The organism is Rhizobium sp. AN6A (genome assembly GCF_900215635.1).
Taxonomy (GTDB): domain Bacteria; phylum Pseudomonadota; class Alphaproteobacteria; order Rhizobiales; family Rhizobiaceae; genus Agrobacterium; species Agrobacterium tumefaciens.
Map to the genome: position 1 here is coordinate 35944 of NZ_OCNC01000002.1, position 16699 is coordinate 52642.

Sequence of the window (16699 nt, forward strand, 5' to 3'; positions counted from 1 at the left end):
TAAAGAATGTCAGAGAATGAGAGGAAAACATGTCTCGCCCCACAATCCCGGAGCTGGCGAAAGCCGCGCAAGTTAGTATCTCAACGGTCGATCGTGTACTCAATGGTCGTGATCCGGTCCGCGCACAAACCGCGGAAAAGGTTCTAGCCGCTGCTCGGCAGATCGGATTCCATGGCGTGCGAGCGATCGAGCGGCGCCTTGAACGAGACAAGCCGGTCATCAAGTTTGGTTTCCTTCTCAAACAATCGCATCGCAAGGTATATCAAATGTGGAACGAGGTTCTCACGGAGGCAACGGATACGTTCGCTGCCGCTCATGGCCGGGCAATTGTTCGCTTCATGGACGACCTGTCTCCCGACAAGGCTGCGGAGGCTATTTATTCTTTGAGCCGCGAAGCCGACGTCATCGGGATTATCACGTCCGACCACCCTCAGGTGAATCACGCGGTCGATGGTCTTGCCGCCGAGGGAATTCCAGTGGTGACGATGATTTCCGACCTCTCGACATCCTCTCGTGCCGGTTATGTTGGCAACGACTGCGTGAAGAAGGGCCGAACCGCAGCATGGTTCATAGCTGGGCTCAATGCAAACGGCGGCAAGGTCTCAGTCTTCGTCGGAAGTCATCGCTATCTTGCCCAGGAACTGAATGAGATGGGCTTTCGGTCATATTTTCGAGAAAGCGCGGCGGACTTCCAGATGCTCGAAACCATCGCCACGCTGGAAGAACCAGAAATCGCTTACGAAGCTACGCGCCGACTTCTCCAGACCGAGCCGGATTGGGTTGGACTTTATGTCGCCGGAGGTGGAATCACGGGCGTGATGCGGGCCCTTCGGGAGGATGGTGGACCCGTCGCGAAGGGTCTAGTCGTGGTTGCTCATGAACTGACGAACGACACAAGAACTGGCTTGGCAGAGGGGCTAATCAAAGTTGTCCTATCCCATCCGGCAAAACTGCTTGCGGAAACCTTGGTGCGTTCCATGGCGGAGGCACTCAACGCGGGTCCAGCGGCCACAGTATCTCAGCACATTATTCCTTTTGACGTCTACACCGTGACGAACATCTAGCTTGGCTTTGCGTGGATATGAACCAACGGCAAGTCGGTAAGCTACAGCGTTGGTTTCTCAATTGAACCGCTTGCTGCACGATCTCGCGCGTCAAATCTGCACAGGCGGCGAAAATGAACTGTCTAACCGCAGGCGTGGCTGACTTAAACCCTCTAGTGCGCGGCAATTTAGCCGATAACCTCGGCTTGGCGCTTACGATACGTCGGTTTGTGTACTTGCCGTCCACCATTAATCCGGGGGAAGGACGACACCAGTACCAAAAGCCGCCGCAGTAACCCAAAGAGAAGCCAACACCGATTTGGCCCATTAACCGCTGCGATGAGAGTAGCCTCTCCCACCAGCTCTTTTGAAAGGGTAAAACTAACTAGGCGATACGCACTTAGAACGGCAATATCGACATCGAAGACTCCCAATAATGCTAACTGCCCAGAGAGGGCTCAAATCGGGTTCATCAGATAGGTCTAATTTCGCGTATTTTCCGCCACATCGGTACCATCAAATTGCCCATCGCGGCCACGGCAACAGCACCGATGATGATAGCAAGCACAGCTTGCTGAACAGACGTCGCAAGCCAACCCACGACGGATGGAGCGAAAGAGATGGCAGAAACGACCGCGGCTGAAACATCGTGGATGAGATGTTCCGGACCAGCATAGCCGAGCTGGGCAAGCCCATGAACCACAATGCTGCCTCCCACCCACAGCATCGCCGCGGTGCCGAGAGCCGCCAGCACTTTGAGGAAGATCGGCATGCCGTAGACGAGACCGCGACCAATGACCTGAAGGGCCAACGATGAGGTCTTGGCCATCGCGATGCCGACGTCATCTGCCTTAACAATAAGCGCGACGAAACCGTAAACGGCAAGTGTGATCAGGATACCCACGGCAGCGAGCACAAAGCCCTGCATAGAGACACTGGACTGTGAGACATCAGCCAGTGTCAGCGCCATGATTTCCGCAGAGAGGATGAAGTCGGTGCGAACCGCGCCGCTGACCTTTTGGTTTTCAAGAGCGACCGGATCAAGCTCTTCACCCAGAACCTTCTTTTCGTGATCATGCGCAGCATGCGGAAAAAACACCGAATAGAGCTTTTCGGCACCTTCGTAGCAGAGGTAGACACCACCGACCATGAGCAGGGGCGTAATGACCCACGGCGCAAAAAAGCCGAGAAGAAGCGCTGCCGGCAGAAGAAACACAAGTTTGTTCTTCAACGAACCCAAAGCAATGCGGGCGATGATAGGGAGTTCACGGGCGGGACTGAGGCCCACCACATATCGCGGCGTGACGGCAGCATCATCAATCACGACACCTGCTGCTTTACCAGTGGCCTTGACCGTTTGCGTCGCAACGTCATCGACTGACGCAGCAGCCAGCTTTGCGATTGCCGCGACATCATCGAGAAGCGCTATCAGACCCGTTGCCATGAAAAATGTAGCCTTTGTTTTTTGAAATGAATGGAGATGAATTCGCGTCCGTCAGGGAACGAAGACCGAGATTGCCTTTTCCCTGATATGAAACGTCACGGGTGTGTTGGTCTTTAACTCGCCGTCGAGATTGACCGCGCGAGGATTGCTGGTGCGAATGGTCAGATGTTTTGTCGAGAACGACCGGACATCGTTCCAGTCGCCATGCGTACCCTTGCGCAAGCTTGGCAAAAGCGCCAACAATCTCCACCAATGGTCGACCTCGAGACTATAGAAATCCAGCATGCCGTCTGTCGCCGTGGCATCTGAATGCACGGTCATGCCACCACCGTAAAAGCGCCCATTGCCGACAGCCACCTGCAAGGTTCGCAGTTCTTCGGTTTGGCCGTCATGCTCAAGCGTTGCGGTGAATAGTCTTGAGCTGGCGAGCAACCGGGCAGCGACGATACCGTAGCCGAGCGTGCCCCAACGCTTCTTGGCCTTTTCGGTGAGCGACATTGCCAGATCGGCACTGAAGCCGACACTTGCCACATTGAAGAATGGATGCCCGTTCGCTTCGCCGAGGTCGATCTTGGTCGTGTTGCCTTTGGCAATGACACCCACTGCCTGAGCAAGATCCAACGGTAGACCTATGGTGCGGGCAAAATCATTTGCCGTTCCAAGCGGCAGAACACCCAAGGGAAGCCCTGCTTTCAAAAGCCCGAGCGCCGCGCCGTTCAGGCTGCCATCACCACCGCCGACGATGACACGATCAACCAAGCCGATATGCTCTTCAATCGCCTGGGACGTCGTACCCGCATAGTCGCCCGGCAACTCGGTGAAACGGATTCCAGCTTGCTCTAGTAACCGTCGCACCTCTGGCAGACTGTCTCTCCCTTTGCGGGAATTCGGGTTGACCAGCAACAAGGCCGCTTGTGACGTCATACTCTCAGTTTCTGCGCCCTGCGCACGTTTGCCAACGTTAGATCGGTAGCGGGTTGTTCAAGTTAAAAAGATCGACCGCTTTTATATGTGCACTGCAGCATTCGTCGTCAATGGCATGCTTGTGCGGCTTGCTCGGCATATCCATCTACAGAAAAAAGAAGAGAAGATTGACGGATTTCACGTCTCTATTTTTCCATGATTCCGGCTCTCAATCCGCCTTAGTTTGACGTAAAGACAAGAGGAACGGACCACGCTCTGCGTCCAGCAACCGCAACAGGGCCGCATCCCCACGACATTATCCGGCTCAAGGCCGTAACCTGTTCTTGAAAGGAACGAGATGACAGTTGTCGCCTCCTATATGTACCGTGCGGGCAAACGGGCAGAGGACGTTCCCTTGAACGATCAGCCTTTTGAGACGGACGACAATGCCTTCGCCTGGATCGGGCTGACGGAACCCACGGTGCAGGAGATGGCAAGCCTGAAGGTTATGTTCGGGCTGCATCCGCTGGCCATCGAGGATGCCTTGAAGGGCGGTCAAGTTCCGAAAGTCGAGGTCTATGGCGATCGGCTTTTCATCGTGGCAAAGACTGCATATCTCGAGGGTGACAAGATCGCCTATGGCGAGACCTATGTTTTCGTTGGTCCGAACCACGTCGTCACGGTCAGACACGGGTCGGCCCGTGGGCACAAGGAATTGCGGGAGCAACTCGAACAGTCACCGCGGCTTCTGGAACATGGCCCGGATTATGTGCTCCACGGTATTCTCGATTTCGTCGTCGATGGCTATCTGCCGATGGTCGAGAAGCTGGAAGACAGGGTTCTCGAAATGGAGAAACATATGTTGATCTCCTTTCTCGAACGCGACCAGATCAGACGTCTTTTCCGGATGCGCCGGCAAGTTATCCTGTTTCAGCGTGTCCTGGGGCCGATGTCAGAAATGATCGGCAGGATGACCCATCTTGAGTTGCCGTGCATCGACGAGAATGCAAGACCGTATTTTCGCGATGTCCACGATCACGTAAGACGGGTTGAGGGAATGGTGTCAGGCCTGCGCGAAGTGGTCACATCCGTTTTCGAGGCCAGCAATCTTCTTGAAATGCAGCGTCAGGGCACGATCACCAGACAGCTGGCAGCATGGGCCGCAATCCTCGCCGTCCCCACCGCCATCGCCGGGATCTATGGGATGAACTTCCAGCATATGCCCGAACTTGAGACGCAGTACGGCTATTATGTCGTCTTGGCAGTCATCTTTTCTCTCTGCGGCATCTTGTATTACCAGTTCAGAAAATCTGGATGGCTATGACGCTTTAGTTTTCCAGATGCGGCATCTCGACCGGCGAAACGACGTACATGCTACCATGATCGTCGTCCTTCCAGATCAGATAGACAGACATGCAAAGACCCGTTGGAAGAAAACCAAGATGCGGTTCAACAAGAAAATTCCCCTGTGAGCCGATGTTTCGCCCAGCTTCGATTGCGGCACCATAGAACTCTTCGAACTTGAGGAGTTTAGCGAGCTGGATTTTTCGCTGGCCTTCGTCCTGCTCCAAGGCATAGATGTTCGCAAGTTTACAACGGTAATCATCACAGCGTGTGAGGTTTTTCCATTCTATTTCAACGCCATCGAGTTGGTATGCGTAGATATGTTTCACTTTCATAGTGATTTGCTCCATCTGTGATGTCAGGAGAACCCGCGAAAAATCGTCGGAGCGACTGTGAGGATGATAGCGCTACATGTGATAGCGGCGAGAAAAAGGAACTCGAACGCACCTCTTATGAACGTCCGTAGCAAACGATATCTGAACATCAATTTTGGCTCCGAAACAGTACTCGGGCCGGATGGCGCCGTGTTGAGCCGACATTGAAAAGATCCTTGACCTCAAGGCTTTGCTTTCCACGTCCCCAGTAAAAAAGATCTGAACGGTCGCCGCTTTCGGTTCTTGCGAAGCGAATGGCAGACGCTTTGTCAACGAATATGCCACCAACCAGGCCGAGCGTGTCACACACAAGCCAGCAGCCTTTCCTGTTTCGCCCGATCGTGAACCGATTTCCTGCGTTCGGGTCGGGTCCAAATTTGTCTTGCATCGTCTCTTCCTGTGAGAAAACTTGCGTCTTATCTCGATGTCAAAAGGACATGTTTTCGTCTATTGGATGCTGCCCATGATGAGCGACACCGCGAATATCAGTCCACCGACGACGGCGAACAGGCGAACAAACATCGTCAGTTCTGTCACGGCTTGTCGGCGTTCAAGTGGAGTTTTGTGTTCTTCAGCCTGGTCTGTCGCAACCCTTCGCCGCAGTTCCGACTGAAGTCTGTAATAAAGTCCTAAGCGTCCGTGCATCTGCAATAACTCCTTGAAAGAATGGTGTTTCCAACCTCAACTCTATGGTCGGCGTAGTCCTGTGCTTTCAGGATGGACGATCACCGCCCTGCGAAATGCGCGCAGTTCGTGCCTCCAAAATCAAAGGTGATTGAGGACGACGAGGGCGGGCGTGTCGCAGAGGCTTCAGCGCCCGCATGACGGCGTGGGCTGTCTCGTCGCTGATATTTGTCATTGGCAGTCGGACTGCATCATCAATGCCGCGCAAACAAGACAATGCGTGCTTTAGGGATGCCGAGGTATTTTCAAGGGATACGGCACTTGCCAGCGAAAGCAGTTGTTGATGGAGGTGTTGTGCCTGGTGTGCATCACCTGCCCTTATCGCCCGCTGCATGGAGGAAACGGTCGCAGGGCACATATTGGCCACAGCCGATATCGATCCGTGCGATGCTGCAATCGCGTCGTCACCGGCGAAGTCATCGCCACACAGATATATGACATCGGCTGCGGCATGATCTACAGACTTGGCAATGCGCGCCATAGTGCGGGTGTCGTCAACAAGACCGACCACGTTCGGAATCTGCAAAAGTATATTCACTGTGCAATGGCTGATTTCCACAGCGGTATGACGCGGATCGTTGTGAAGGAAAATCGGCAGCTGAACCCGCTTCGCAGCCTCCTTGAAATGGTGAATGACGCCTTTCTGACTTGGCCGACTATAGTAGGGCTGAACGATGAGCACTGCGTCTGCACCGAGTTGTTCAGCCTCAATGGTTCTTTCGCATGTCGTGGCAGTGCTGTTGGTGCCAGTCGCAGCGATGACTGGAATGCGCCCCCTCGTCAAATGAACGCAACGGCTGATCAAACTGCGGCGCTCTTCGGTCTTAAGAGTGGGGCCTTCGGCTATCAGGGTGTTCAGTACGAGGCCATCAATTCCCTGGTCGATCTGCCATTCAACCAGATGATCGAATGCTGCATAATCGATACCATTACCAAGGAACGGCGTGACCAGAGCCGTCATTGTTCCCGAAAAACGATGCTTTCCATGCAATTGCTCCTGCATCTCAGTCACCCTCGCCGGTTTTTAAAACTGTCTTCATGTTGCTCTGCCGCTGGTATTTCAGGATGGTGAGAAGAGCTATGAACACGGCACCTTCCATGTCTGCATGCCGACCCACTGCCTTTCGTGAGGCTCCGTCGATGGCCAGAGATGCCGAGCACATCCATCCGTGGCATGTCCTGCGTATGGCTTTGAGGGAGATGGAAGGGCGCAACGTCGACACTGCCAAAAACAATGCATCGATAAGTGCATCGGCTTCCAGGAGCGTTTGAAAGCGCTTCCCTGCTGCGGTATTTGCCGAACAGAGCTGAGGGAACGTATGCTTTGCGAGACACCATACGTGCTCTTCACGTACCCTAGAGCCGTTTTCGAGTCGTTGGCGAAGGTCGGTGATGTTGAGAATATCTGGCTGCATGGAAAACCGCTACACTGTACACGGTCTCCGTTTTACCCCCGATCGACATAGGGATTCGATTGGGTCCTAGGGTCTATAAAATAAAGAAACCATAAGTGACGGATGCTTTCGGGCTGAACGCTAACCTATGGATCAACCCTGTCAGTTCGGCCACCGGCAGTGACTCGCCGACGCAGATACGAATCTACCGCGATCTGCTGCCGGCAGGGTAGTCTCCACCCTTGACGTTGACCATGCCTTCGGATGTCCCGAGAAGATCGGCCATCCTGATGACGTCGGCGGCGGTGTCGGCCCGCATCTTTCGCATCGCCTGGCCACGATGGACTTTCACGGTGACCTCGCTCAGACCGATCTCAGCTGCGATCTGCTTGTTGAGACGTCCGCGTGGGCTGCCGCACGACGTTCTTCGATATCGTTGAGCCTAGCGCTTCGGCGCATCATCCGGCAGGTTTCAAACGTCTTTTAAATCTGGTCAGATCAAACGAACAGCAATCCAACGATACACTCCGCAACGCCGAAAGGTCATGAATTTTCCTTCCCCCGTAGGAGTGTCTCCGAGGAAAACCTCAAAAACGGAGATAGCCATGATCGGAAATTCTTTTCCAGACCCATCAAACGCAAAACAACATCTTTTTGCAGTGCCGCTACCACTCCGCCGCAACCTGCTGATCGCCGGTCTTTCGGCCCCGGTTCTCGCGGCAATGCCCGCCGCTGCGGCAAGCAAAACCGCCTCCACCAAGGTCGGTAATAGGGCCAAGGAAGGACGCGATATGAACTATGTCACCACCCCCGACGGTGTCGAGATTTTCTATAAGGACTGGGGTCCCAAAGATGCCCAGCCGCTCGTCTTCCATCACGGATGGCCACTATCTGCTGACGACTGGGACGCTCAGATGCTCTTCTTCCTCGGCAAAGGATATCGCGTGATCGCACATGACCGGCGCGGCCACGGACGTTCGAGCCAGGTTAGCGATGGCCATGACATGGATCACTATGCTGCCGATTTCGCGGTGGTTGCGAAACATCTCGACCTTCGCAGCGCCGTTCATATAGGCCACTCCACCGGCGGCGGCGAGGCAGCGCACTATGTTGCCAAGCACGGCCAGCCGAACGGACGCGTGGCAAAGCTGGTGCTGATCGGTGCAGTGCCACCGATCATGGTCAGGAACAAGGGCAACCCCGGCGGCCTGCCGATCGAGGTCTTCGATGACCTTCGCGCACAGCTTGTGGCGAACCGCGGTCAATTCTACTACGACCTCGCAAGCGGCCCCTTCTACGGCTTCAATCGGGAAGGCGCCAAGATGGTCGAAACCATCGTTCAAAATTGGTGGCGCCAATCAATGATGGGCGGCGCTAACGCGCAATATCTCGGTATCAAGGCGTTTTCGGAGACCAATTTCACCGAAGACCTGAAGGCGATTACCGTACCTACCTTTGTCTTACATGGCGACGATGACCAGATCGTACCGGTCGCCGACGCCGCGCCACTTTCGGCAAAACTCCTGAAGAACGCTACACTCAAAATCTATCCCGGCCTGCCGCACGGAATGTGCACGACGCATGCCGAGATCGTCAACGCCGACCTACTCGCCTTCATCAAGAGCTAGTCGGCTGGGAAGCGGTGCCATCCGCCGCCGGCACCGCTTCCCGTTTCATTCTGCTACCCGTAGCTGCCTTTAAGATTGAGTCAGATACAGATTCACTTAGGAGTGCGGTGCCTTTTGCACAGATTACCCCCTGGATCGACAGAGCGGCCTTTGCGCTTGGTACCCCATTCCTAAACTCCAGAATAGGTCGGGATAGCCAAACAGACGATATCCCCAATCCAGAGAGAATTTTATCCTCCTTCCTCGTACTCGTCACCGAGCCCGCTGGAAGGAATCGCGCATGGCTTTCTTTAGCATCAATGAGCAGCACCCGGCTGAGACAGGCGTCAAGCCCCTGGAAATGAGCGTGACGCCGGACCGGGAGATGCAGCGAGTGCTACGCACCGCGCCAGTGGAAACCTTCCGGATCGACGATCCCTTCGACACTCGGCTCGCCCGCTGGAAGCACACCCCATTCCACGAGGTCGTGCAGCCCATGACCGACCACGTGATCATGACCTATCTTGGAAAGATGCAGCGCCTGGAACGCCGGTCCGGAGGCGAGTATTCGACGGGCATGGGACGGCGTGGCAGCATCACGTTCATCCCGGCCGGCTCCAGTTCGCGCTGGGATATCCACGGTCCTATGGATATTGTGCAGCTTTATCTGTCCCCGAAACTTTTGGACCGCGTCGCACGAGAATCCCCAGGCGCCGCACGGCCGCTGACCGAAAGTACAGCGCGGTCGGACAATATCATGGCGACACTGCTTGAGTTGACGCTCCAGTCCTCCGGCGATCCGGTTTACCTGGAGGCGCTTTATCGCCAGCAACTGGCGAGTTTAATCGCCATCCACCTGGTAAAGACCCATAGCGGTTTCGTCCAAGCTGCCGATAAAGCTCTGGGTGGGCTTGCTCCGAGGGTTTTGCGCATGTCGCTGGAGCGACTTTCCTCGGAAAATGCCGGGGATTTTTCGCTGGGCGCGCTTGCAGAAGCCGCCAATCTATCTCGCTTCCACTTCTGCCGCGCGTTCAAGAGAAGCACGGGGCTTACGCCTCATGAATGGCTGCGCCAGAGGCGGATGGAACAAGCGATGGCAATGCTGCGCGACCCGCTCCTGCAGATCACTGACATAGCGGGAACGCTGGGTTATACCACGCTCACCGCTTTCTGCGTGGCGTTCAAGCGCAATACTGGCCTGACACCGGGCGAATGGCGCCGTGCGGCCCTATGAACCGAAATCGACATGTGATTGCTACCGGGATAAAAAGTCACGGCAGTCGGCTCTTCGCAAGCCGCTTGCCGCTTTTTATGCAACGCGTGGGTGCAAGATGCCTCTTTCCTTTAATGCTCGCGCGGCGCAGGGAACCCCTTGACAATTGTGAGCTCAGGCCACGGCAGTACCGTCTTGCCCAAAACCTGCCAGTCGCGATCCACACGGCGCAGCCGCAGCTCGTAGGACGTCGACGACGCGCGATCGCTCATGCGGCGATAGAGAACCGCAGTCGCCTCGCAGCCCTGCTGTTCGATGTGCAAGATTCGTTTTTCCGCCGAAAGCTGCCTTTCACCGGGATTGCACGTGGCACGGAATTCCGCGAACATTTCCGCCTTGGGAAACCGCGCGATCGTTCCCTCACCTGTCAGAACGAGGAAGCCGAGATCCTTGGAATAGAGCCTGCCCATCTCCGCCAAACGATCGATGAACGCAACGATTCCGGAATTGTGTTGTTCAGCCATCATGCTACTCCTTCACGCCAAGGTCATGCCGCCATCGACATGCAGTTCTATACCGTTGACGAAGCTCCCTGCGTCGGAAGCAAGGAACAATGCAGCACGGGCCAGTTCCTCCGGGCGTCCCATACGGCCTGCGGGAATGAGGGAGGCCATGTAATCTTCGAACGCCGGACGATCGGCCTGCGAAACCCCGAGCTTCCCGAGGATTGCGGTTTCGACCGGTCCAGGACTCAGGATGTTTACACGAATCTTGCGTGGCTTAAACTCGATGGCCCAGTTTTTGGCGAAAGCGGCGACGGCGGCTTTCGAGCCGGCATAGACGGTGTGGTCCGGCAGAACCTTCGTCGCAGCGAGCGAACTCGTAACAATGATATTGCCGCCATTACGGATCAACGGGGCGACTTCCTGCACGCCGAAGAATACACCGCGTGTATTCGTGGCGAAGTGGCGGTCATAGTCCTCCGGCGTCACGTTGCCGGAAGCGGTGAGATTGATGACACCGGCATTGGCCATGTAGACATCGAGACCGCCGAAGCGGGTTCTCACCAACTCCGCGAGCATTTTGTGGTGTTCCAGATCACCGACGTCGCCCACCAACCCGATGGCGCCATGGCCGATCTCGCCGGCCGTCTGGTCGACGACGTCCTGACGTCTCCCGGTGATGATCACTTGCGCTCCTTCTTGCGCGAAGAGAAGTGCAGCTGCTTTGCCGATGCCGCTGTTGCCGCCGGTTATGACGGCAACCTTGTCCTTGAGTTGTTGCATTTGACTATCTCCTTTTTCCATCGAGACAGAGATAAACCCTTGCGTCATGTGCGATTAGATCACGATCGGGCACATGATCTGTGCCCCGGAGATGCCAATGCCAAACCTCTTGGGTGAGACGTCTGGAATGACGGCTTTCGTGCGAACCGTGGAGGCCGGCTCATTTACGGCAGCCGCACGCGACCTGGGCACGACACCGTCGGCGGTCTCGAAAAGCGTGGCGCGACTGGAGAGAAAGATCGGGACGCGGCTCTTCCTGCGCTCCACCCGGGCGCTCACCCTGACACAGGACGGGCAGGTCTTTTTCGAGCGTGTCGCACCGCTTCTGCGGGAACTCGATGCCAGCGACGACGCCATCCGTTCACAGGCAGGCCCAGCAGGAAGACTGCGCATCAGCATGCCGGGCGAGCTTGCTCCGCTGTTGCTACCGCAGCTATTCAGCAACTTTGCAAAGAGTTATCCGGACCTCCAGCTCGATATCGGGCTGACCGATCGCTTCGTCAACCTGGTCCGCGAGGACTATGATGTAGCGTTGCGCGCCGGAACGCCCTTGCAGGAGGATCTGATCGTACGGCGGCTGGCTTACCTACCGATGATCGTGGTCGCCTCCCCTGCCTTTGTCGAAACATGGGGTCATCCGAAATTCATGGCAGATTTGGCCGCCTTACCTTTTGTGCGCTACGCGATGAGTGGCGAAGTGAAGTCTGTCAGGCTCGCCGACGGTACCGTTTTCGTTCCCAAGGGGCGGGTTGATTGCGATACGGGTATTGCGATGATCGAAGCTGCGCGCAGCGGGCTGGGGGCGGCCTATCTGCTGCGATGTCTGTTGACGGACGAGTTACGAGCCGGCACGCTCGTCGACCTTGCTCCGGATATCGCGCTTCCGAAGCTTTCACTCAGCGCCTTGCATGCCTTCGGCCGGACAGTCCCGACGCGCGTGAGACTATTCTGCGACTTCATGGCCAGCGAAGCAAAAATCCTCGCCGACCTTTAATATCGGCATCGATGACGACCGGTACCGCTGCATCACTCTTCGAAGGGTGCTGCGGCAACAAGATCGACCGATGAGGGACCGCTGTAGCCAGGAACCAGCCGCTCGCCGAAATCCCGGACAAAATTATCGTAGGTGGTTTCCGGCTGTGTTCTGGCAATGGTGCAAAAACATGCGGTCATTTTTTTCTTCATCCCAAGCCGGGGAAACGCGTCAATGATCGCCCGCACCTGGGAAGACGGAATGAGGCTGTATTTGAGCCCCACGACGTCAAAACAGATTCCGGTCGTGCAAAGTGCTATCTCTGCCTCCTTGTAGAGCCCGATCGAAGGCGTCGAATTGAGAGCAACGCTGTCCCAGATCAGTTGGGCACGCCGTCCGTCGAGCCCGGCCTCAGTCGCGAAACTTCGAGCCAGATCGGCGGCCTCCACTTCAAAACGGCGAGGACCTGCAAATCGGTCATTAAGCGTGATGTCATGCAGTAACGCGCCGACTGCAAGCACTTCGGCGTCGTGCGCTACGTTCTGTATCTCGGCGATCTTCGCCGCGAACAGCCACGATCGCATCACATGATTGAAAAGATAGGGTTCACAGGTCTTGCGCGCATACTCGATCGCCCGGTCGACCAGCGGCGTATCGGGCACCGAGACATCAGCGACAATGCGCGTTTCCGTCGAAGTCATGACATAACCTCTTCCTGGCGTTTGTGCGGGTGAAAATTGAAAAAACACTGCGCATTTGCACGTGCACCTTCTGCCGCGAGAGCCGCATGCGATCTTCCGGATATCTGATCGCATGCGGTCGCGTGACTGGCACCTAGGCCAATATGCAGTTAATAATCCCAGAAAACGGGTACCCAACGGAAGGCGTCTCCGTCGACAGCAACATGCCCGACCGACGGGAACGGCATATGCGTAGCCACCAGCAATTCCCCTGTTGCCGCCAGCTCATTTAGAAGTCTGACCCGAACGCGGGCAGCCTCTTCGGGATCGTGCTCGAAGCCGTTGAACCAGTCGGGATGTTCGAAGCCGACAGCGAATACGGCGTCGCCGGCAAACATCAGTCTGTCTTTTCCGGAGGCGACGCGCACCACACTGTGCCCTGGAGTGTGGCCGCCGGTACGTGAGACGACGACACCGGGAGCCACCTGATGTTCCTCATCGAACAGCCGAAGCTGGTCACGGTATTCCTCGGCAAACCGTTTGGCGGCCGCACGAAGCGCATCCGGAAAGCCAGGAGGCATCTGGACATGCGTGAAGTCGGGTGCTTCCCAGAATTTAACCTCGGCGGCGGCCACATGAATGCGCAGGTTCGGGCGCAGCTTTTCCTTCACGCCGTCGACGAGCAGCCCGCCAACGTGGTCCATATGCATGTGCGTCAGGACGACGTCGGTCACGGAGCCGAGGTCTATGCCGGCACGCTCCAGTCGCTGCACCAGTTGCCCGGCCCGAGGCAGGTTCAGTTCCGGATCCAAGCCCAGACCTGCATCGATAAGTATGACCTGCGCGCCGCTGCGCACCACCACCGCGTTCAGCGCCCAGTCAAAAGCCTCTTGAGGCAGGAACATGTTGTCCAGCCAAACTGCGCGTTCCGCCGCATCCACATTGTGTCCCAACATCTTCGTGGGAAGTGGTAGGACGCCGTCGCTGATGACGAGCACTTCAATTTCACCCACCTTCACCGCGTAGCGAGAGGGAACCAGTTCTTCTGTTGACCGTAGGTCGGCACGTCGAGTGCTCTGCAAGCTCACGTTTGTCTGCTGCTGACCCATTGTAGCGGGCTTTGCTTCTATCTGCGTCATGATGCGCTCCTGTTTTCGGGACTGGAACGTGCCGGGCACGAACCATGCGGCGAAGTGTATTGAGGAGCATCTGGACGGTCGATTGGGTCAAGGAAGAGGAGAGGCTACCCCCGAGGATAGGGTGGCCTTGTTTTTAGTTTATAAGCGCGTAGGTCAGGTACAGGCCAAATCCACACTTCCACTTCCGGGAATGGCTCGCCAAGACTCGTCTCTGGACGGGCTGAAATGAGCTTTGCCAAAGGATGATTTGGATCAGCTCTGTCGGTCGCCCAAGGCTTTGCGAACGGCCGCAACAAGGGCGTGCCCATCAAACGGTTTTCGCAGAAACCATTCAATGCCCCCGGCGCGGTCCTGGTCGGCAATTTCATGGCGCCCGGTAATCAGGAATACGGGCAGTTGCGGGTTCGCCTGCCTGGCGAGGTCCCGGAGTTCAAATCCGTCTGCACCAGGCATCCCGATATCGCTAATCAATACATCGACGCCTTCAAGACCGTATGCGAGCAGCGCCTCACCCGAGCGGAAGCTTCGCGTTCCGAATTCCGCCGATTCCAGGAGTTCAACCAGCGAGGCAAGCACCCTCGGGTCGTCGTCGACGATCGCTACTAGAGGTTTGTTCATACCGTCCTCCCTCAAGCCCAGTTACCTAGTCATGGCATCTTCGTCACGTCGAGCGGCAGTGTGAAAACGAATATCGCGCCGCACGGTTCATTCCTTTCCGCCCATAACTGACCGCCATGCGACTCGATAATCGAGCGGGAAATAGCGAGGCCCATTCCCATCCCTTCATCTTTTGTTGTGAAGAAAGGCTCGAAAATCTTTTCCGGGAACTGGATGCCGCGCCCCCTGTCCTTGACCTCGATACGCACCATATCTCCCGCCCGGAAGGCCCGGATATCGAGAACACGTTCGCTCGAAACGGAAGCCATCGCATCCATGCCGTTGCGTATGAGATTGACCAATACCTGCTGTATTTGCACCCCGTCGAACGGAACTGGCCGAAGACCGCTCTCGCCTTCGATATTCATCGTCATGCGCCGCCTTCCCGCCTCCTCTGCGAGCAGGTCACGCGCCTGTCTGACGACGGCGCCAAGCTCAGCACTGTCACGCTTATCCGTCGATTGCTTGAAGAGGGCGCGAATTCGGCTGACGACATCGGCTGCGGAGTTGGCACTTTGAACCAAGCGATCAAGCGCCTTCAGAGCGCGCTCGATATTGGGCGGGCCGGCGGTGAGCCAGCGCTGGCATGCGCTGGAATAATTCATGACCGCTGAAAGCGGCTGGTTTACCTCATGCGCGATCGAGGCCGACAATTCAGCAAGGCCGGCAGCCTGACTTGATCGCGCGAGATTTTCCTGGGCGCGGCTCAGCTCCTCTCGCGCGTTCACCTGATCCTCGATATCCAGGCAGATACCGTTCCACTGGACGATCTCGCCGTCTCCATTGCGCATCGCCGAAGCTCGGGTCTCTACCCAGCGGTATACCCCGTCAAAGCGACGCAGCCGGTGTTGTAGCAAATAGGGCTCGCCGGTCGCCAGTGAATGGGCGTACCGCTCCTTGACCTCGACCAGATCGTCGGGATGGATCACAGCGTCGAGAGTGCCCTCCAGCCGGGTTTTCCCAAGACCGTCCGTTTCTTCGAGATTGAAACCGAGATACTCGCGGAGACGCTGGCTGCGATAGATCGGCTTGCCGTCCGGCAAAGCGCAATAGATCATAGCAGGCAGCGTTTCAACGAGCTGCTGAAGCTGTTGTTCGCTTTCCCGCAACGCCTCCTGCGTGGCTATGAGGTCATGGATGTCTGAGCTTACGCCATACCACTGGACGATCAGGCCTGCTTCATCCCGTAAGGGGTGGGCCCGCGTCTCGGTCCAATGATAGTTGCCGTCGGCGCGATGCTGGCGATACCTCTGGATATAGGGCGTGCCTGATGCCACGGAACGGAGGAACGCCTCTCGCGCCGCCGCCCTGTCTTCGGGGTGAACGACGCCAAGCGACGCAGATCGATCCGGCGCGGTGATGTCCTCAAGTGTAGCCCCGGTGACCTCGGTGAAGGGCTTGTTGACATAAGTCGGAGTCCCGTCGGCCATCGTGCTCCAGATCAGCGCCGGTACGGAGTCGATCAGTTGCTGCAGTTGCCGTTCTCGCTCGCGCAGCTCAACCTCGAAGGTCCGCGGCGGAGAGTCGATGTCTATGAAGGTGCCGTACCAGCCAGCGATCGCGCCGTCCGCGTCATAGATCGGCTGGCCGCTGCTGCGCACCTGGCCATAAACTCCGGTCGCACGCGGCATCCGATGCTCGACACTATAATGCTCGCCTGTCTTTAAGCACTGACGCCATGCCTCGGCGGCCGCGTCGTAATCTTCCGGGTGAATGATCCGCCTCCAGCCGGACGAATTGTTGTCCGGCGGCAAATTGAGGCTTTCCAGGCTTATTTTCAAGGGAGCAAGCGCAGCCGGTGTCACATAGATAAAATTGCCAATAGCATCGGTCGCCCAGGCATTGCTGGTGACCCGCTCGACCAGCTTCGCTGCTTCTACTGCTTTGTTGCGGGGCGCCTCTTGCGATGCACCGCTCCTATCCATTCCCGACGGTCCTACAAACTTCGCCATGCCTCA

16 protein-coding genes and 1 pseudogene are annotated in these 16699 nt (G+C 56.6%); 5 read left to right on the plus strand and 12 right to left on the minus strand.

Translation table 11 applies throughout. The features are described 5' to 3' along the window. Positions 1–29: 29 nt before the first annotated feature. Complete coding sequence (locus CRO62_RS01490) at positions 30–1064, plus strand: LacI family DNA-binding transcriptional regulator (RefSeq protein ID WP_097098903.1); 1035 nt, start codon at positions 30–32, stop codon at positions 1062–1064. 451 nt (positions 1065–1515) lie between these two features. On the opposite strand, the gene CRO62_RS01495 is transcribed toward CRO62_RS01490, so the two are convergent. Both CRO62_RS01495 and CRO62_RS01500 read right to left on the minus strand, forming a co-directional pair. Then, complete coding sequence (locus tag CRO62_RS01495) at positions 1516–2487, minus strand: DUF808 domain-containing protein (protein ID WP_097098904.1); 972 nt, start codon at positions 2485–2487, stop codon at positions 1516–1518. A 51-nt stretch (positions 2488–2538) separates the two neighbouring features. Next, a complete protein-coding gene (locus CRO62_RS01500) occupies positions 2539–3411 on the minus strand; it encodes a lipid kinase (RefSeq protein WP_097098905.1) in 873 nt (290 codons plus the stop codon). 337 nt (positions 3412–3748) lie between these two features. On the opposite strand from CRO62_RS01500, the gene corA reads away from it, so the two are divergent. Continuing rightward, positions 3749–4714 carry a magnesium/cobalt transporter CorA gene (corA, locus tag CRO62_RS01505; RefSeq protein WP_097098906.1) on the plus strand — a complete coding sequence of 322 codons (966 nt, stop codon included), beginning with the start codon at positions 3749–3751 and terminating at the stop codon, positions 4712–4714. A 4-nt stretch (positions 4715–4718) separates the two neighbouring features. On the opposite strand, the gene CRO62_RS01510 is transcribed toward corA, so the two are convergent. From CRO62_RS01510 to CRO62_RS01530, 4 genes and pseudogenes are all read right to left on the minus strand, one after another. Next, positions 4719–5069, minus strand: a complete 351-nt coding sequence (locus CRO62_RS01510; protein WP_097098907.1) for a hypothetical protein — start codon at positions 5067–5069, stop codon at positions 4719–4721. Between the two features lie 751 nt (positions 5070–5820). After that, the gene (gene dapA, locus CRO62_RS01520; protein WP_097098909.1) at positions 5821–6795 is read right to left on the minus strand and encodes a 4-hydroxy-tetrahydrodipicolinate synthase; all 975 of its coding nucleotides are present in this window, start codon (positions 6793–6795) and stop codon (positions 5821–5823) included. A gap of 1 nt (position 6796) precedes the next feature. Then, a complete protein-coding gene (locus CRO62_RS01525) occupies positions 6797–7207 on the minus strand; it encodes a hypothetical protein (RefSeq protein WP_097098910.1) in 411 nt (136 codons plus the stop codon). A 184-nt stretch (positions 7208–7391) separates the two neighbouring features. After that, positions 7392–7577 (minus strand): annotated as a pseudogene (locus CRO62_RS01530) (LuxR C-terminal-related transcriptional regulator); the annotation flags it as partial. 400 nt (positions 7578–7977) lie between these two features. On the opposite strand from CRO62_RS01530, the gene CRO62_RS01535 reads away from it, so the two are divergent. Both CRO62_RS01535 and CRO62_RS01540 read left to right on the plus strand, forming a co-directional pair. Further along, a complete protein-coding gene (locus CRO62_RS01535) occupies positions 7978–8814 on the plus strand; it encodes an alpha/beta fold hydrolase (protein ID WP_097099264.1) in 837 nt (278 codons plus the stop codon). 280 nt (positions 8815–9094) lie between these two features. Continuing rightward, entirely contained in the window at positions 9095–10027 is a 933-nt protein-coding gene (locus tag CRO62_RS01540) for an AraC family transcriptional regulator (RefSeq protein ID WP_097098911.1), read from the plus strand. 110 nt (positions 10028–10137) lie between these two features. On the opposite strand, the gene CRO62_RS01545 is transcribed toward CRO62_RS01540, so the two are convergent. Together CRO62_RS01545 and CRO62_RS01550 are read right to left on the minus strand one after the other, a co-directional pair. After that, positions 10138–10530, minus strand: a complete 393-nt coding sequence (locus CRO62_RS01545; protein WP_097099265.1) for a hypothetical protein — start codon at positions 10528–10530, stop codon at positions 10138–10140. Positions 10531–10542: 12 nt separating this feature from the next. Next, positions 10543–11292: an SDR family NAD(P)-dependent oxidoreductase gene (locus CRO62_RS01550; RefSeq protein WP_097098912.1), complete on the minus strand. Its 750-nt coding sequence runs from the start codon at positions 11290–11292 to the stop codon at positions 10543–10545. A 97-nt stretch (positions 11293–11389) separates the two neighbouring features. Between CRO62_RS01550 and CRO62_RS01555 the strand changes: the two genes are divergently transcribed. Continuing rightward, entirely contained in the window at positions 11390–12286 is an 897-nt protein-coding gene (locus CRO62_RS01555; protein WP_097098913.1) for a LysR family transcriptional regulator, read from the plus strand. Between the two features lie 32 nt (positions 12287–12318). On the opposite strand, the gene CRO62_RS01560 is transcribed toward CRO62_RS01555, so the two are convergent. The 4 genes from CRO62_RS01560 to CRO62_RS01580 all read right to left on the minus strand — a co-directional run bounded on the left by CRO62_RS01560 (position 12319) and on the right by CRO62_RS01580 (position 16693). Beyond that, a complete protein-coding gene (locus CRO62_RS01560) occupies positions 12319–13014 on the minus strand; it encodes a hypothetical protein (RefSeq protein ID WP_323455431.1) in 696 nt (231 codons plus the stop codon). A gap of 101 nt (positions 13015–13115) precedes the next feature. Continuing rightward, positions 13116–14054 carry an MBL fold metallo-hydrolase gene (locus tag CRO62_RS01565; RefSeq protein WP_236765573.1) on the minus strand — a complete coding sequence of 313 codons (939 nt, stop codon included), beginning with the start codon at positions 14052–14054 and terminating at the stop codon, positions 13116–13118. 282 nt (positions 14055–14336) lie between these two features. After that, a complete protein-coding gene (locus CRO62_RS01575) occupies positions 14337–14702 on the minus strand; it encodes a response regulator transcription factor (protein ID WP_097098916.1) in 366 nt (121 codons plus the stop codon). A gap of 29 nt (positions 14703–14731) precedes the next feature. Then, positions 14732–16693, minus strand: coding sequence for a PAS domain-containing protein (locus CRO62_RS01580; RefSeq protein WP_097098917.1), 1962 nt, complete (start codon positions 16691–16693; stop codon positions 14732–14734). Positions 16694–16699 lie beyond the last annotated feature (6 nt).

What these genes read in the sequence shown, in the direction of transcription:
- CRO62_RS01490 (WP_097098903.1), top strand. Translation starts at nt 30, where the DNA reads ATGTCTCGCCCCACAATCCCGGAGCTGGCGAAAGCCGCGCAAGTTAGT.
- CRO62_RS01495 (WP_097098904.1), bottom strand. Translation starts at nt 2,487, where the DNA reads ATGGCAACGGGTCTGATAGCGCTTCTCGATGATGTCGCGGCAATCGCA.
- CRO62_RS01500 (WP_097098905.1), bottom strand. Translation starts at nt 3,411, where the DNA reads ATGACGTCACAAGCGGCCTTGTTGCTGGTCAACCCGAATTCCCGCAAA.
- corA (WP_097098906.1), top strand. Translation starts at nt 3,749, where the DNA reads ATGACAGTTGTCGCCTCCTATATGTACCGTGCGGGCAAACGGGCAGAG.
- CRO62_RS01510 (WP_097098907.1), bottom strand. Translation starts at nt 5,069, where the DNA reads ATGAAAGTGAAACATATCTACGCATACCAACTCGATGGCGTTGAAATA.
- dapA (WP_097098909.1), bottom strand. Translation starts at nt 6,795, where the DNA reads ATGCAGGAGCAATTGCATGGAAAGCATCGTTTTTCGGGAACAATGACG.
- CRO62_RS01525 (WP_097098910.1), bottom strand. Translation starts at nt 7,207, where the DNA reads ATGCAGCCAGATATTCTCAACATCACCGACCTTCGCCAACGACTCGAA.
- CRO62_RS01535 (WP_097099264.1), top strand. Translation starts at nt 7,978, where the DNA reads ATGAACTATGTCACCACCCCCGACGGTGTCGAGATTTTCTATAAGGAC.
- CRO62_RS01540 (WP_097098911.1), top strand. Translation starts at nt 9,095, where the DNA reads ATGGCTTTCTTTAGCATCAATGAGCAGCACCCGGCTGAGACAGGCGTC.
- CRO62_RS01545 (WP_097099265.1), bottom strand. Translation starts at nt 10,530, where the DNA reads ATGGCTGAACAACACAATTCCGGAATCGTTGCGTTCATCGATCGTTTG.
- CRO62_RS01550 (WP_097098912.1), bottom strand. Translation starts at nt 11,292, where the DNA reads ATGCAACAACTCAAGGACAAGGTTGCCGTCATAACCGGCGGCAACAGC.
- CRO62_RS01555 (WP_097098913.1), top strand. Translation starts at nt 11,390, where the DNA reads ATGCCAAACCTCTTGGGTGAGACGTCTGGAATGACGGCTTTCGTGCGA.
- CRO62_RS01565 (WP_236765573.1), bottom strand. Translation starts at nt 14,054, where the DNA reads ATGGGTCAGCAGCAGACAAACGTGAGCTTGCAGAGCACTCGACGTGCC.
- CRO62_RS01575 (WP_097098916.1), bottom strand. Translation starts at nt 14,702, where the DNA reads ATGAACAAACCTCTAGTAGCGATCGTCGACGACGACCCGAGGGTGCTT.
- CRO62_RS01580 (WP_097098917.1), bottom strand. Translation starts at nt 16,693, where the DNA reads ATGGCGAAGTTTGTAGGACCGTCGGGAATGGATAGGAGCGGTGCATCG.